Annotated in this window: 21 protein-coding genes; 5 read left to right on the top strand and 16 right to left on the bottom strand. The window is 67.7% G+C overall.

What is annotated here, in order from left to right; translation table 11 throughout:
* Positions 1-87 precede the first annotated feature (87 nt).
* Genes BRX37_RS24990 through BRX37_RS24980 form a run of 3 tightly spaced genes read right to left on the bottom strand, consistent with a single transcriptional unit; the run spans position 88 to position 1,000 of the window.
* Positions 88-285, bottom strand: a complete 198-nt coding sequence (locus BRX37_RS24990) for a phage tail assembly chaperone (protein WP_125990129.1) — start codon at positions 283-285, stop codon at positions 88-90.
* A complete protein-coding gene (locus tag BRX37_RS24985; RefSeq protein WP_004207801.1) occupies positions 282-596 on the bottom strand; it encodes a GTA-gp10 family protein in 315 nt (104 codons plus the stop codon). Before BRX37_RS24985 ends, BRX37_RS24990 begins: the two co-directional genes overlap by 4 nt.
* Entirely contained in the window at positions 593-1,000 is a 408-nt protein-coding gene (locus BRX37_RS24980) for a phage tail tube protein (RefSeq protein WP_004207802.1), read from the bottom strand. Before BRX37_RS24980 ends, BRX37_RS24985 begins: the two co-directional genes overlap by 4 nt.
* A gap of 56 nt (positions 1,001-1,056) precedes the next feature.
* Between BRX37_RS24980 and BRX37_RS24975 the strand changes: the two genes are divergently transcribed.
* Entirely contained in the window at positions 1,057-1,383 is a 327-nt protein-coding gene (locus BRX37_RS24975) for a hypothetical protein (RefSeq protein ID WP_125990127.1), read from the top strand.
* Here the strand turns inward: BRX37_RS24975 and gp17 are convergent, their stop codons facing one another.
* From gp17 to BRX37_RS24930, 10 genes are all read right to left on the bottom strand, one after another.
* Positions 1,384-1,794 carry a tail completion protein gp17 gene (gp17, locus tag BRX37_RS24970; RefSeq protein ID WP_125990125.1) on the bottom strand — a complete coding sequence of 137 codons (411 nt, stop codon included), beginning with the start codon at positions 1,792-1,794 and terminating at the stop codon, positions 1,384-1,386. It abuts the gene before it with no gap.
* On the bottom strand, positions 1,791-1,997 hold the full coding sequence (locus tag BRX37_RS24965; protein WP_010338212.1) for a hypothetical protein: 207 nt from the start codon (positions 1,995-1,997) through the stop codon (positions 1,791-1,793). Before BRX37_RS24965 ends, gp17 begins: the two co-directional genes overlap by 4 nt.
* Positions 1,994-2,527 (bottom strand): head-tail connector protein, encoded by a 534-nt coding sequence (locus tag BRX37_RS24960; RefSeq protein ID WP_125990123.1) that lies wholly within the window; start codon positions 2,525-2,527, stop codon positions 1,994-1,996. The genes BRX37_RS24965 and BRX37_RS24960 overlap by 4 nt, the downstream gene beginning before the upstream one ends.
* Positions 2,527-2,805, bottom strand: a complete 279-nt coding sequence (locus tag BRX37_RS24955) for a phage fiber-tail adaptor protein (protein ID WP_097384101.1) — start codon at positions 2,803-2,805, stop codon at positions 2,527-2,529. Before BRX37_RS24955 ends, BRX37_RS24960 begins: the two co-directional genes overlap by 1 nt.
* Before the next feature lie 153 nt (positions 2,806-2,958).
* Positions 2,959-4,218: a tail fiber domain-containing protein gene (locus BRX37_RS24950; protein WP_125990121.1), complete on the bottom strand. Its 1,260-nt coding sequence runs from the start codon at positions 4,216-4,218 to the stop codon at positions 2,959-2,961.
* Positions 4,219-4,229: 11 nt separating this feature from the next.
* Positions 4,230-5,312, bottom strand: coding sequence for a phage major capsid protein (locus BRX37_RS24945; RefSeq protein WP_318276929.1), 1,083 nt, complete (start codon positions 5,310-5,312; stop codon positions 4,230-4,232).
* 298 nt (positions 5,313-5,610) lie between these two features.
* Positions 5,611-5,787, bottom strand: coding sequence for a hypothetical protein (locus BRX37_RS26965; protein WP_164522533.1), 177 nt, complete (start codon positions 5,785-5,787; stop codon positions 5,611-5,613).
* Positions 5,784-6,260, bottom strand: coding sequence for a hypothetical protein (locus BRX37_RS24940; RefSeq protein ID WP_125990119.1), 477 nt, complete (start codon positions 6,258-6,260; stop codon positions 5,784-5,786). The genes BRX37_RS26965 and BRX37_RS24940 overlap by 4 nt, the downstream gene beginning before the upstream one ends.
* A gap of 88 nt (positions 6,261-6,348) precedes the next feature.
* On the bottom strand, positions 6,349-6,777 hold the full coding sequence (locus BRX37_RS24935; RefSeq protein WP_125990117.1) for an HK97 family phage prohead protease: 429 nt from the start codon (positions 6,775-6,777) through the stop codon (positions 6,349-6,351).
* Positions 6,774-7,094, bottom strand: a complete 321-nt coding sequence (locus BRX37_RS24930; protein ID WP_017501981.1) for a DUF6127 family protein — start codon at positions 7,092-7,094, stop codon at positions 6,774-6,776. The genes BRX37_RS24935 and BRX37_RS24930 overlap by 4 nt, the downstream gene beginning before the upstream one ends.
* 45 nt (positions 7,095-7,139) lie before the next feature.
* Between BRX37_RS24930 and BRX37_RS26960 the strand changes: the two genes are divergently transcribed.
* Entirely contained in the window at positions 7,140-7,307 is a 168-nt protein-coding gene (locus BRX37_RS26960; RefSeq protein ID WP_007715198.1) for a hypothetical protein, read from the top strand.
* 1 nt (position 7,308) lies between these two features.
* Complete coding sequence (locus tag BRX37_RS26955; protein WP_164522532.1) at positions 7,309-7,452, top strand: hypothetical protein; 144 nt, start codon at positions 7,309-7,311, stop codon at positions 7,450-7,452.
* A 104-nt stretch (positions 7,453-7,556) separates the two neighbouring features.
* Here the strand turns inward: BRX37_RS26955 and BRX37_RS24925 are convergent, their stop codons facing one another.
* The gene (locus BRX37_RS24925) at positions 7,557-8,702 is read right to left on the bottom strand and encodes a phage portal protein (RefSeq protein WP_125990115.1); all 1,146 of its coding nucleotides are present in this window, start codon (positions 8,700-8,702) and stop codon (positions 7,557-7,559) included.
* Between the two features lie 183 nt (positions 8,703-8,885).
* Between BRX37_RS24925 and BRX37_RS24920 the strand changes: the two genes are divergently transcribed.
* Together BRX37_RS24920 and BRX37_RS24915 are read left to right on the top strand one after the other, a co-directional pair.
* Positions 8,886-9,500 carry an energy transducer TonB gene (locus BRX37_RS24920; protein WP_125990113.1) on the top strand — a complete coding sequence of 205 codons (615 nt, stop codon included), beginning with the start codon at positions 8,886-8,888 and terminating at the stop codon, positions 9,498-9,500.
* A gap of 249 nt (positions 9,501-9,749) precedes the next feature.
* Positions 9,750-10,472, top strand: a complete 723-nt coding sequence (locus BRX37_RS24915) for a tetratricopeptide repeat protein (protein WP_125990111.1) — start codon at positions 9,750-9,752, stop codon at positions 10,470-10,472.
* Between the two features lie 60 nt (positions 10,473-10,532).
* Here the strand turns inward: BRX37_RS24915 and BRX37_RS24910 are convergent, their stop codons facing one another.
* Positions 10,533-10,871, bottom strand: coding sequence for a hypothetical protein (locus BRX37_RS24910; protein WP_048939575.1), 339 nt, complete (start codon positions 10,869-10,871; stop codon positions 10,533-10,535).
* A 134-nt stretch (positions 10,872-11,005) separates the two neighbouring features.
* A complete protein-coding gene (locus BRX37_RS24905) occupies positions 11,006-11,638 on the bottom strand; it encodes an NAD(P)H-dependent oxidoreductase (RefSeq protein WP_004207819.1) in 633 nt (210 codons plus the stop codon).
* Between the last annotated feature and the right edge of the window lie 530 nt (positions 11,639-12,168).

The following is a 12,168-nucleotide window of genomic DNA, read 5'->3' as shown; positions in this document are numbered from 1 at the left end:
AGGGCCCGGCCCCGGCGTTTGGCCCCGCACCCGCACCACCAATTTTTCGATTCCCGCTGCCAGGGGCCCCCCCATTTTCTGATCTGGTCAGTCCGGCATCGCCTGCATCAGCCGCGCCAGCGCGCCCGCATCCACCCCGTCGACCGGCGCGTCCTCGCCGCGCATCGCCGCCAGCACGGCGCGCAGTTCCGCCGGGGTGGCGCGCCAGAACTCGTCCGGCCGCCATCCCAGCAGCCAGCCGGTCATCCCCGCCAGCCGCCCCGCCCCATCCGCAAAGCGCGTCATCGCCCCGCCAATATCTGTTGCAATATCGCCTTCAGCACCGGCGTCGCCCGCGCGAGGCCCGCCGCCAGCAGCGCCTCGCCCAGCGCCTCCCGGCTCAGCCCCTCGCGCTCGACCAGGCAATGCCAGAACAGCCCGACCAGTTCGGCCAGCGTCAGCTTTCCGTCCGCCGCCCGCTCGACCAGCGCGAACAGCGGCCCCAGTTCCTCCTCCGCCGCCACCAAAGCGGCAAAGCTCGGCCGCAGCGCCAGCGTCTCGCCGCCCAGGTCCAGCGCCGCTTCCCCCCGCACGGGGTTCACCGCCCCGCCGCTCATTCGCTCACCACCGCGCCGCTGCTTTCCAGGCTCAGCGCATAGTTGCGCTCGCCATTATAGTCGCCGGCATAGTCGAGCCGCGTCACCAGGAAGCGGCCGCGCATCCGCTCGCCACTCTCGAAACTCAGCTCATAATCTTCGATCGTGCCGGCCAGCGCATGATTGCGCACCCGGATTTCGGCCGCCGATCCGGTGAAGATGCCCGCCGCCGACACGCTGACCGATCGCACCCCCGCGCCCGACAGCAGCTCGCGCCATCCGCCCGAATCCTTGCTGGTAATGTTGACCGCCTCGCCATTCACCGACAGCTGGGTGGTGCGCATGCCGGCCACCGTCTCATATGTTGCCGGGACGTTGCCATTTCCCACCTTCAACAGAAACGCACTTCCTTTTTCGACGCCCATGGCGCATTCTCCCGTCAGACAAAGCGTTCTAAAACGCGGATTAAAGGAGAGGTCTGATGCTCGTGGTTGCTCCCCTTCTGATGATGCTCGCGGCCGCGCCGTCGGCCGACGCCATCGGCGCCGCCCGCAAGGCTTTTGCCGGCTGCCTCTCGGCCCAGGTCCAGCCCTCGCTCGACAAGAAAGTGCCGCTCGGCGAATTTCAGGGTCAGCTCAAAAAGACCTGCGCCGACAAGGAAGCCGCCTTCCGCGCCGCGATCCTCGCGCAGGACAAGGCCGACGGCATGTCGGACAAGGATGCGCAGGCCGATGCCGACGATCAGGTGTCCGAATATGTCGACAAGATCATCGGCGAATATGAGGAATATAATAAGCCCGGCATCTGATCAGGCGCCGATAGCCTCGCGCACCACGCGAATGCGGTAATCCGCCACCGCCAGCCAGCCGCCTTCGCCGCGCGCGCCCGTCCGGGCGATCCGCGACCGCAACAGGCTGGCGGTGACGATCCGCCAGCCGCTCGCCTGCGCCAGGCGGATGACCGGGTCGATCCGCGCCAGCAATTCACCCAGCCTTCCGGCCGTCTCCGCCATGTCATGCAGGCTGATCGACAGGCGCAGCTCGCGCCCCTCGACATCCTTCGCGCCCCAGTCGCTGCCCAGACATTCGCCGACCACGCCATAGGGCGCGCTCGCCCGCGCCGGCACGCCATCGAACAGACCGTTCAACCGGTCCATCAGGCCGCTGTCGGCCTTCAGCGCCGCGATCACCGCGCTGCGTATCGCCACCTCCGCGCTCATGCCCTGCTCCTTCCCGCCTCGCGCAGGCTGAGGTCCGCCATCCAGCGCGCCTTCAGCCCCGGCGCCGACGCCCGCACCGCCTCACCCTCGATCGCCGCCGCCACGCCCTGCGCGTCCAGCGCATCAACAATCGCGGCCCGCCGCCGCGCCGCCCGTTCCTCCATCCGCCGCGTCAGTGTCAGCCGCATGACATCGCCGGTCATGAGAGCCGCATCCTTCGCCACGGCCGCCACAGCGCGCTCACCACCGCCGGCGGCGCGGCGCCCTCGTCGCCCCGCGCGACGAAATGCTCGGCCGCCAGCCGCATGATCCCCTGGCGCAGCGGCTCGGCGACGCCGTTGAGGTCCGTCGCCATCCCCGCCTGATAGTCCACCGCCAGCCGGTCCCCCGGCCGCACCGCCCGCACCCAGCCATCGCCCGACGCATCGATGTCGATCGCATAGGCCTCGACCGGCAGCGGCGTGACCGCCCCCGCATCGTCCACCGCCGCAACCGCACCGATCGCCACCACCGGCCGCGCCGCCAGCCTGTGCCAGCGCCCATCCGCCGGCACCGTCTCGCGCGCGCCGCGCCGGATCAGCCACTGGCCGACAAATTGCTCGCACAGCGCCGCCGCACTCCGCAGCAGTCCGGCCAGCACCGCATCCTCGCCATCGCTTTCGATCCGCAGATAGGCTTTCAGCTCCGCCATCGACGCCGCCAGCCCCGCGCCATTGTCCGCTTCCGCCAGCATCAGCGCTCCTCCACCCGAAAGCCGATCGACCGCTCATCCACCTGCCCGTCGGACAGGGTGACGCGGTTGGTCAGGCGATAGACATGGCCGGCAATCCCGCCGCTCAGCCGCACGCTGCTGCGCTGGTCCTCGAACGCGTTCGCCTCGACGGCCATGCCGCCCGCCTCCACCGGCGCCACGCTCCATGCGCTGGCGACGATCACCTGTCCGGCCAGATAGGCGGACCAGTCGATGCCATGATCGATCCGCGCCTGCGGATCCTTGATGTTCAGCCTCATGCCCTGTCGCTCCCCCTGTTCGCCTCTAGCTGCTCAGTCCGGACCGGCGCCCGCACCCGCGCCCCCTGTCCCGGCCGCAGTCCCGCCGCCCATGCCCCGTCCCAGCGCACCACAACGCCGCGCGCATCGCCCAGCGACGCCGCCCCTAGTGCCTTACCCGCCAGCATCGCCACCTCCCGCCAGTAGCGCCTCGATCCGGTCGATCCGTCGCCGCTGCCACGCCGCCTCCAGCGCCAGACACTCCTCGTAGCGCAGCCCCCAGCGCGCTCCTGCTGCCCGCGCAGGCCGGATCAGCACGCCTTCCGCGTCGCGCTCCTCCGCCTCCGCCGGCCAGGCGTCATGGCACAACAGCCCCAGCCGCACCGCCGCCCCCTCGCCCATCCGCGCGTCGATCGCGTCGCGCACCGCCTGCGCCACCAGCCCGACATGCCAGCGCGCATCCTCGCCCTTGGCCGCGACCGCATCGACAAAGCGGAACTGGCGCCATTGCACATCGCCCCAGGCATCCAGCAGCGCCTCGGGCACGGCGCCGACATCGCATTTGGCCTGCGCATCCGACGTGTTGATCGTCCCGCTCGCGGCATGGATGACCGACCAGCGCTGGCTCGGCAGGCCCATCGTGCGCGCATTGTCGGTCAGCGGCGCCACATGGCCGTCGAACAGGCTGTTGCCACTCGACCGCTGGACCTGCCACGCCGCGCCGATCGCCGTGCCGCTGTCGTCATGACGGTGCAGCACCAGGTCCGACCCGGCATTGCTGCCACTTTCGGCCGCGTTCGACTTGCGCAGCGTCCAGCGCAGTCCGGTCCCACTGCGCAGGCTGATGCCGGCATATTGGCCCGCCGCGCTGTCGATCGTCAGGGCCGCCGCTGCCGCGCCCTGGGCCAGCCCCAGCGCGCTCAGGCCGGTGACGCTGCCGCCGCTGATCTGCGCATTGGCGCTGGTCAGGCCCGGCGCGCTCACCCCGCTCGCCGACACCGTCATCCAGCTGCCCGTCGACAGATTGGCATTGGCGCCCACGCCAAAGGATGTGCCGTCCCGGTTGCCGATGAACAGCGCCCCGGCCGTCGTGCGAAATTCCATCACCGAATTGATGTTGCTCGTCGTCCGATCCGCCAGGAAGGATGTGGTGCCACTCCCCTGCCGCGCCACCGTGCCATTGACCGTCAGCCCGCCGGTCATCGTCACCGCCCCGCTGGCCCGCGCAATGCTCAGCGGCGTCGCCTTGTAGCTGCCATTGTCGGCATAGCTGGACAGGATGAAATCGCTGCCGGCATCGCCGCCGCTCTCCGCACCGCTGCCCCGGCCGATCATCCAGCGTGCGCTGCCCGTTCCCAACGACAGGCCCGCCACCTGACCCGGATCGGCAAGGATGTTGACCTGGGCGGCGCTCGCCTGGCCCAGCCGGCTCACCCCCAGCGTCGTCAGCCCGGTTGCCGCGCCGCCAGCGATGGCGACATTGTCCGCCGCCTGGGTTGCGATGCTGCCAAGTTCCAGCGCAACCCGCCCGGCCGCGGCATCGGCCCGCTCCAGCCAGCCGCGCCCGAACCCGGTGGTCGCCAGCCCCGCCAGCGCGTCCAGCCCCGCGCTTGCATCCTGCTTGCCCGCCAGCGCATCGCCCAGCCCGTCGATCGCTGCCCGGCCGCCAGCCCCGGCTGCCAGATGAAGGCGCCATCGCTGGTCTTCATCTTGCGGATCGCCGCCAGCGTCGCGCTGTTCATCACGAAGCTCGCCCCCTGGCGATAGGGCGCGCGCAGGCTCTGGACCAGGTCGATCAGCTTGTCCTGCGGGTTCGACGCGGCAAAGCCACCCGCTGCGCCCGACGCCACATATTGCAGCGATCCGAAGGCCCGCACGCTGTCCGCCTCGCTGGTGGTGGTATAGGTCAGGAAGCCCTTGGGCTTGTTCGTCCCATTGCCGTTGACGAAGGCCGCGCCCTCCGCCACCGCGAACTCGCGGGCAATCTCGCCCGCCAGCCAGCCCTCGACATCGAATTGCGCATCGTCCAGCATCGCCTGGCTCGCCGCCGGATTGGCGTACAGCTCACCCGATGGCGGCGCGATCTCGTTGAAGCTCGGCGTGCCCGTCTCGGCCCGCGCGCCGGTTTCGCTGGCCCAGCCCGACACGATGCCGCCCGCGCTCACCAGCTTGCGATAGCCCGCCGTCCCGGTCCGCACGACATTGGCGATGCCGCGGATCGGCGAGATCGCCTTCAAGGTCGAACCGATCAACTGGTCGATCTCGCGCGGCACCGCATAGCCGCCCGCCGCGCCCGAAGCACCGGAAAAGCTCTTCAGCTCCACCCCGGCTTCCAGTCCCTGCCGCAAATAGCGCTCGACAAAGGCGCCGCGCGCCGGATCGACCTCGCCGCCCTTCACCCCATCGAGCGCCGGCCGCCCCATCTGCACCCGCATCGCCCCCAGTTGCGCCTCCAGCGCCGCGATCCGCTCGCCCTGCGCCACCGCCTCGAAAGCGCCCTCCAGCCCGTCCGTCACCTGTTCCGTCATAACCATCTCCCGCTTGCCAAAACGAAAAAGGGCGGCCCCGATTGGGACCGCCCGCCTTTTCCTTCTCCCATTGTGGAAGAAGGATATGAAGCCTCAGCAGCAGCGCTGCCTAAGCGAAGTTGGATGAGGGGAAGACACTTCCCCTGAATGATGAAACGCTCTTGCAAAAGCGCCTAATCCGAATCTCAAGGCGCCATGCAATTTTTCAGTTTTATTCAAGGCGAATTTGCAAAGACCCTGAATGCTTCCACATATCATCAGCGTCTAGCTGCACCCCGGAAAACATGTGCTTCACATATCAGGCAGCTACCGGGGTCTTCCGGCGCTTATCCTTGTTATCCATCATGGTAACGACCACAATAGCCGAACCATCGCTTTGTAGCTTTGCGTGGACCTCTCCACCTTGTGCCTCATAAAGGCGGCGGATTCCTCCAACGGCCTTCGGGGAAACCTTGGTGAAAAATTTCTTGCTCATATCTCTAATCCTTCAATTTCGATGAAGGCTCGTTCGCGGTCCTTAGCATGATCCGGGCTGGTTACGAAATCCTCTATATCCAACGTCTGACCGAAATTTTGGTTGATCCAGCGGGAAATTTTTTCCCACCCATCTTCGGTGCCAATGAACGCGAATATAGCTTCGATTCGTTGAATGTCGGCTGACTCATAATGATCGGTAGACTCATCGACCTCATCGGGATCAAGAACCATGACCTGGGAATTAGGCGTCAATTCGAACAATGGTGTCTTTACATGATCGGTTTTGAACCTCTCGATTAAGATATTCAGCATCCTTCTCATTGAAATTCTAAACCTAAAAACCAGGAACACTGTCACTGCCGGCCAAGCCATATGGCCTAAAATGTCAGCCCAAGTCTGCGTTGGCGCAGGAATCGTCCAAAGAATTTCGGCGATCCATTTCACGATATAGGGCGCATGTGGTTGGCTCATAAAAAATCATTATGCGCTTACGCAGCCGTCTGCCAATAGTGATCCGATAGCGGTCGTTAAATTCGCTTCCCATTTCATCTCGCTGACATCAAACACTCAACCTTTGCTCCACCCCGATCACCCGCGCCAGCGGCTGCATCGGGTGCGTGACCAAACTCACCTCCACCAGCTCCAGCGCCAGCAATTCGCGCGGCCCCCTGCCCCGCGCCGCCTTCACGCGGTAACCAAAGCTCAGCCCATCGACCGCGCCGGCCGCCAGCATCGCCGCCGCCTCGCGCCCGGCCGCGCTTGCCCGCGACACGCGGCCGATCACCCGCAGGCCGCGTTTGTCCTCGCGCGCCATCTCGATCCGGCCGATCGGCGCGCCGGGCCGATGCTGCCACAGCAGCGGCACCTGCGCCGCCGTCACCGCGCCGAACGCGCCCGGCCGCACCACATCGCCGCCCCGGTCCACCCGGTCGAAGATCGCGGCATAGCCGGCAAAGCGCAGCGCGCCCGCTTCCCCCCGCCCGCTCATCCCTTCACCAGCCCGACAAGCCCCATCTTCACCGCCATCCCCAGCAGCACCAGCGCCATCACGATCCGCACCGCCCAGCCGATCGCCGCCCCGCGCGCCGCCTTCTTCGCGTCGCGCCAGGCGCGCAGCAGCTCGCGCAATTCCCGCATGTCGGCCTCGGCCCGCCGGTCCTCCAGCCCCAGCCGCGCCAGCGCCCGCCCGGCACCCAGTTCGCTCGCCTCCTCGATCAGCGCCCGGATCATCACCATGTCCCCCCGCCCCGGCAGCCCTGCGCCCTCGGCCTGCGCCACCAGCCGCGCCAGCATCTCCTCTTTCATGGTTCCGCCTTCCCTTGGGCGCCGCGCGCCCCTATCTGGGCCCGCATGAAGCGCACCCCTCGCAAATTGCTGATCGCCCTCGTCATCCTCGCGCTCGGCCTCATCGCCTGGCATTTCGGCCTGTTCCGCGCCGGCGACTGCCTGTTGCAGGGCGGCAGCTGGAACATGGACAACGGCTTCTGCCGCCTCGACAGCCTCGCCCGGCCCCTGTGAAGTGGGTGTGAAGCGCGCGCTGCTCGGCGCACTGCTGGTCCTGATCGCCGCCGCCCTCTGCCTCTGGCAAAGCGACTGGCTCGCGCAGGATCGCTGCCTCGACAGCGGCGGCCGCTGGACCGCGCAGGGCCATTGCCGCCATTAGAAAGCAGACAGGTTCACGCGGAGCCGCGAAGACGCGGAGAAGAGAAAAGTCCGCCGCAGGCGGCAGCACAAAAATCTCCGCGCCTCCGCGTCTCCGCGCGAACCTCAAATGCCCAACATCGCCTTCTTCTCCTCGGCGGTCAGGAAATCCGCCCCCGCCACCCGCTCCCACAGGGCCGCGCGCTCGTCCGACAGCGCCGGTACCGCGTCCAGATCCGGCACCAGGCTCAGCCCCGGCCACCAGCCCTGCAATCCCTGCGCCAGCCCCGCGCCGATCTTCCCCACCAGCGGCAAGATCGTCTGCCGCCACAGCGCCTTGTTCGCCTCGCGATAATTGGCATAGCTATTGTCGCCCGGCAGCCCCATCAGCATCGGCGGCACGCCGAACGCCAGCGCGATCTCGCGCGCCGCCGCCGCCTTCAATCCCACAAAGTCCATCTCGGCCGGCGACAGGCTCATCGCCCGCCAGTCGAGCCCGCCCTCCAGCAGCATCGGCCGCCCGGCATTGGCCGCGCCGCTGAACGCGGCTTCCATCTCGCGCCGCACCCGCTCAAACTGTTCCGCGCTCAGCACCGATCCGTCGCCCGGCGCATAGACCATCGCGCCCGAAGGCCGCGCCGCATTGTCGAGCAGCGCCTTGTTCCACACCGTGGCGGCATTGTGGATCGCCACCGCCCCCGCCGCCGCACCGACACAGCCCAGGCCATAATGATCGTCGAGCGGATGGAGCGCGCGGATATGGAGCAGGCTGGTCCGCCCCGCGCCATCCTCGGGCGACAGCCGGGTCACGCTCTCGCCCACCCGATAAAGATAGGCGGCGGGCCAGCCGCGCGCATCCGCCTCCACGCTCACCCGCTCGGGCCGCAGCGCGAACAACTCGGCCGGCATCCTGTCCGCGCCCGCAATCACCTGCACATAGCCATTGCCGTGCAGCAGCACATGGCTCGCCAGCGTCTCGATCAGGCCCTGCCCCGCCGACGCCCGCGCCACCAGCGCCCCGATCCGCACCGCCGCTCCGGCGTCCACCCCGCCGACCTTCAGCGCGCACGCCCCGGCAGCTTCGGACACCAGCCGCATCGCCCGCTGCGCCACCGGATTGCCGATCACCCCGGCGCGCAGTTGCGCCTCATAACTGGCCGGCCATTCGCCCAGCGCCACCGCGCCCGATCCCCAGGCCCGCGCCAGCACCGGCCGCCCCCGCCCCTCCTGTCCGGCTTCTCCCGCCGCCGCCTTCATCCCGAACCATTTCATCGGATCGTCCCCATAAACAAAAATCCTCGCCCCGCCGGGGAGAGGATAGTGGAGGCCCGCGGCGCCAGCCGCCTGCCAAAAGCTGGAAAGCGCCCCCAGCCGCCTACCGAAACCTGTAGAGGAGCGCGCCCTTGCGGACCGACCCGCCTTTACAAAAGCCAGGCGGCGATCAAATCTGCGCCCATGCCCCTCGCACCAATCCTGCTCATACTCGCCCAGGCCAGCGGGCCGGTCGTCACGCCCCTCGTCCTGCCCACGCCCCAGGATTATGCGCTCGTCGCCCTGCCGCCCGCATCGACCGGTGCCGCCACCGTCCGCATCACGCGCCGCCCCAACAGCGACCAGCTGGATTGCACCCCCTCGGCCATCACCGGCGGCACCGCCATCGCCGTGGCAAGCTGCCGGCTCGCCATGATGAAGATGGGCTGGATGGCAGCGGTGAAGGACAGAAATGGTCAGGATGGGACGATCCCGGTCGTCCGCCTGTTCTGGGAGCCGGCACCATCGACTTTCCAGGGCGACATGGGCGGCGCCACGCCGATCGCCCTCGACGGCAAGGCGCCGATCGCAAGCGACCCGGACAAGGCAGCAACCGCGCTGCAAAGCGATTATACCATCCGGCTCGACGCCACCGGCCGCCCCCGGTCCTGCCGCATCACCCAATCATCCGGCACGCGCCGATATGACGACACCGCCTGCCTCGTGGCGATGGGCCAGCGCTATCTGCCGGCGCTCGACGACCAGGGCCGACCAAGGGAAACCGAGGTAAAATCCTGGGTTCGGTTCACGGATCGATAAAGGGCCGGCGCCCCCTCCGCTTCGGAGCATCCCCCTATGCAAAAAATCCTCGCCCCTTCGGGGAGAGGATAGGGAAGGCCCGCGGCGCCAGCCGCCTGCCAAAAGCTGGAAAGCGGCGCCCAGCCGCCTACCGAAACTTGGAGAGGGGCACGCCCTTCGGACTCGCCCGCCCAAAATATTGCCGCCCTGTTTCCAGCGCCGCCCCACCCTGCTAATCAGTCGCAATATCCAAGCCAGAGACCTGCCCTGATGACCGCCCCCTCGCCCCTCCTGTCCCAGACCGCCGACCAGATGCGCGCGCAGCTCGCCGCCTCGCCGGAAGCCGCCGCCGCGCTGATCCGCGCCGGTGCCGAGGCCGGCCTGCCCGACGCCCAGGCCTATTATGGCCAGCTGCTGCTCGACGGTCAGGGCATCGCCGCCGACCCGGCCGAAGCCTTCCGCCACTTCGGCCTCGCCGCCGCGTCGGGCCATGTGATGGCGATCAACATGGTCGGCCGCTGCCATGAAAAGGGCTGGGGCACGCCGGTCGATCCGGTCGCAGCCGCCGCCTGCTATCGCCGCGCAGCCGAAGCTGGCCTCGACTGGGGCATGTATAACTGGGGCAGCGCGCTCGGCCTCGGCGCGGGCGTGGCCCAGGATGAACAGGCGGCGCTCGACTGGTTCCAGAAGGCTGCTGCCCTCGGCCATGCCAAGTCGATCAATTTCCTCGGCGCCTTTCATGAGGAAGGCCGCCTCCTCCCCCGCGACCTGCCCCGCGCCGGCGAATGCTATCGTATCGCGGCGGAGGGCGGCGATTTTCGCGGCCAGTTCAACCATGGCCGGCTGCTGGCCGACGCCGGCGACATCGCCGCCGCCACCCACTGGATGCAGACCGCCGCGACCAGCGCCACCCCCGCCTTCCGCACCATGATGCGCGACCATCTCGCCGCCTCGCCCCACACCGCCCTGCGCGCACTCGTCGCCGGCCTCTGACCATATCCACGAAAAAGGGCGCGGAAATCCGCGCCCCTTTCGCCCGGCCTCAGGCCCGGATCATCTGTTCCGCCGCAGCACCTCGTCGCAGCGGGAATTGGTGCCCGATCCCTTGCCGATCAGCCGCCCCGCCGCCGCGCCACCGGCGCCGGCCAGCACCGTCTCGCCCACGCCGCCGCCGGCGATGATGCTCGCGCCCGCACCCACGCCCGCGCCGATCGCGGTACCCTTGTCGCGGCCCTTCTTGCCCTGGAGCAGGCAATAGCGCACATCGTCGCGGTCGCGCGGATCGGCCCGCGCCACCCGCGCTCGATCCTTGCTGTTCAGGCTCGCCGCCAGCACCGGGGTTGCGACCATCGTAACAGCGGCCACCGCCGCGATCATCCTGACCATCTTCATGTCCGTCACTCCTGATCGGTGCGAAACGAAGCAGGAGAGCGCCTTGTTCCGGCGCCCATCCTCCTTGTTCACAGCCCCATATAGGGGCCGTCACGGACCACCGCCTATTGCGGTTAATCCCTATCCGGGCGCCATCAATCGATGCGCGAGATGAAGTCGGCGGCCGGGCGGCGCACCTTCTTCAAATTGACCAGCCAGTCGCCCTCGTCCGCGCGATAGCCCAGCGGCATCATCACCACCGAGCGCAGCCCGCGCGCCCGCAGGTCGAGTATCTCGTCCAGCGCGGCCGGGTCAAAGCCCTCCATCGGCGTCGCGTCCACCTCTTCAAAGGCGGCGGCGGTCAGTGCGATGCCCAGGCCGACATAGGCCTGGCGCGCGGCATGTTCGAAATTGGTCTGCGCGTCGCGCTGCGGATAGGTGTTGAGCAGCATCTGGCGATAGGCTTCCCAACCCTCGTTGCGGAAACCGCGCTCGTCATTGACCAGGTCGAACATGCCGTTGATCCGGTCGGCGGTATAATTGTCCCAGGCGGCAAAGACGACCAGATGCGACGCATCGGTCACCTGCGCCTGGTCCCAGGCGATCGCCCGGATCTTGGCGCGGATATCCTTGTTGGTGACGACGATCACCTCGAACTGCTGCAACCCGCTCGACGTCGGCGCCAGCCGCACCGCCTCCAGGATGCGCTCCACCTTGTCCTCGGCCACCACCTTGTCCGGGTTCATCTTCTTGGTGGCATAACGCCAGTTCAGACGGTCGATCAGCATGAGAAATCCTTATATTGCAACGGCGCCAGCCTAAGCCCGGCCCATGACGCTTCGATGTAGCGCCCGCGCACACAGGAATAAAGGTCTCACATTGAAACCAAATATTGTGCTACCCATCCATGACCTTTCGCCGGAAAGCCACCTCCTCTCCCTCCATCGTCATCCCGGACTTGATCCGGGATCCATTCAGCGCTTGCTCTCGGGCATAGCGCAGAATGGATCCTGACTTCCGTCAGGATGACGCCGGTGGGGATCACGGGCTGCGACCAGAAGCGATCGTAAATTCCTCCCCTGCAAGGGGAGGATGGCCTAGAACGACCAGAAGCGGACGTTCCCTACTCCCCTCCCTTCTAGGGAGGGGACGGGGGTGGGTGCGCCGCGTAGCGGCGGTCTACGGTCGATCGGGCAGAAGCTCGCTACGCTCGCAACCCACCCCAACCCCTCCCTGGAAGGGAGGGGCTATGTCTTGTTCCCACCCAAGTTGGCCTTCCCTTTTCTTCTCCGCGCCTCCGCGTGATTCATTTTCGCGC

Source organism: Sphingomonas sp. S-NIH.Pt3_0716, from assembly GCF_003950715.1.
GTDB classification, from domain to species: domain Bacteria; phylum Pseudomonadota; class Alphaproteobacteria; order Sphingomonadales; family Sphingomonadaceae; genus Sphingobium; species Sphingobium yanoikuyae_A.
This window is presented reverse-complemented; position numbering and strand designations above follow the sequence as displayed.

Bases quoted from the DNA above. Each gene is read 5' to 3' on its own strand.
- BRX37_RS24940 (WP_125990119.1), bottom strand. From the start codon at position 6,260: ATGAGCCAACCACATGCGCCCTATATCGTGAAATGGATCGCCGAAATT.
- BRX37_RS24955 (WP_097384101.1), bottom strand. From the start codon at position 2,805: ATGAGGCTGAACATCAAGGATCCGCAGGCGCGGATCGATCATGGCATC.
- BRX37_RS24980 (WP_004207802.1), bottom strand. From the start codon at position 1,000: ATGGGCGTCGAAAAAGGAAGTGCGTTTCTGTTGAAGGTGGGAAATGGC.
- BRX37_RS24960 (WP_125990123.1), bottom strand. From the start codon at position 2,527: ATGCTGGCGGAAGCGGACAATGGCGCGGGGCTGGCGGCGTCGATGGCG.
- BRX37_RS24990 (WP_125990129.1), bottom strand. From the start codon at position 285: ATGACGCGCTTTGCGGATGGGGCGGGGCGGCTGGCGGGGATGACCGGC.
- BRX37_RS24920 (WP_125990113.1), top strand. From the start codon at position 8,886: ATGCCCCTCGCACCAATCCTGCTCATACTCGCCCAGGCCAGCGGGCCG.
- BRX37_RS24905 (WP_004207819.1), bottom strand. From the start codon at position 11,638: ATGCTGATCGACCGTCTGAACTGGCGTTATGCCACCAAGAAGATGAAC.
- BRX37_RS24930 (WP_017501981.1), bottom strand. From the start codon at position 7,094: ATGAAAGAGGAGATGCTGGCGCGGCTGGTGGCGCAGGCCGAGGGCGCA.
- BRX37_RS24915 (WP_125990111.1), top strand. From the start codon at position 9,750: ATGACCGCCCCCTCGCCCCTCCTGTCCCAGACCGCCGACCAGATGCGC.
- BRX37_RS24910 (WP_048939575.1), bottom strand. From the start codon at position 10,871: ATGAAGATGGTCAGGATGATCGCGGCGGTGGCCGCTGTTACGATGGTC.
- BRX37_RS24985 (WP_004207801.1), bottom strand. From the start codon at position 596: ATGAGCGGCGGGGCGGTGAACCCCGTGCGGGGGGAAGCGGCGCTGGAC.
- BRX37_RS24965 (WP_010338212.1), bottom strand. From the start codon at position 1,997: ATGACCGGCGATGTCATGCGGCTGACACTGACGCGGCGGATGGAGGAA.
- BRX37_RS24935 (WP_125990117.1), bottom strand. From the start codon at position 6,777: ATGAGCGGGCGGGGGGAAGCGGGCGCGCTGCGCTTTGCCGGCTATGCC.
- BRX37_RS24925 (WP_125990115.1), bottom strand. From the start codon at position 8,702: ATGAAATGGTTCGGGATGAAGGCGGCGGCGGGAGAAGCCGGACAGGAG.
- BRX37_RS26960 (WP_007715198.1), top strand. From the start codon at position 7,140: ATGAAGCGCACCCCTCGCAAATTGCTGATCGCCCTCGTCATCCTCGCG.
- gp17 (WP_125990125.1), bottom strand. From the start codon at position 1,794: ATGAGCGCGGAGGTGGCGATACGCAGCGCGGTGATCGCGGCGCTGAAG.
- BRX37_RS24945 (WP_318276929.1), bottom strand. From the start codon at position 5,312: ATGACGGAACAGGTGACGGACGGGCTGGAGGGCGCTTTCGAGGCGGTG.
- BRX37_RS26965 (WP_164522533.1), bottom strand. From the start codon at position 5,787: ATGAGCAAGAAATTTTTCACCAAGGTTTCCCCGAAGGCCGTTGGAGGA.
- BRX37_RS24975 (WP_125990127.1), top strand. From the start codon at position 1,057: ATGCTCGTGGTTGCTCCCCTTCTGATGATGCTCGCGGCCGCGCCGTCG.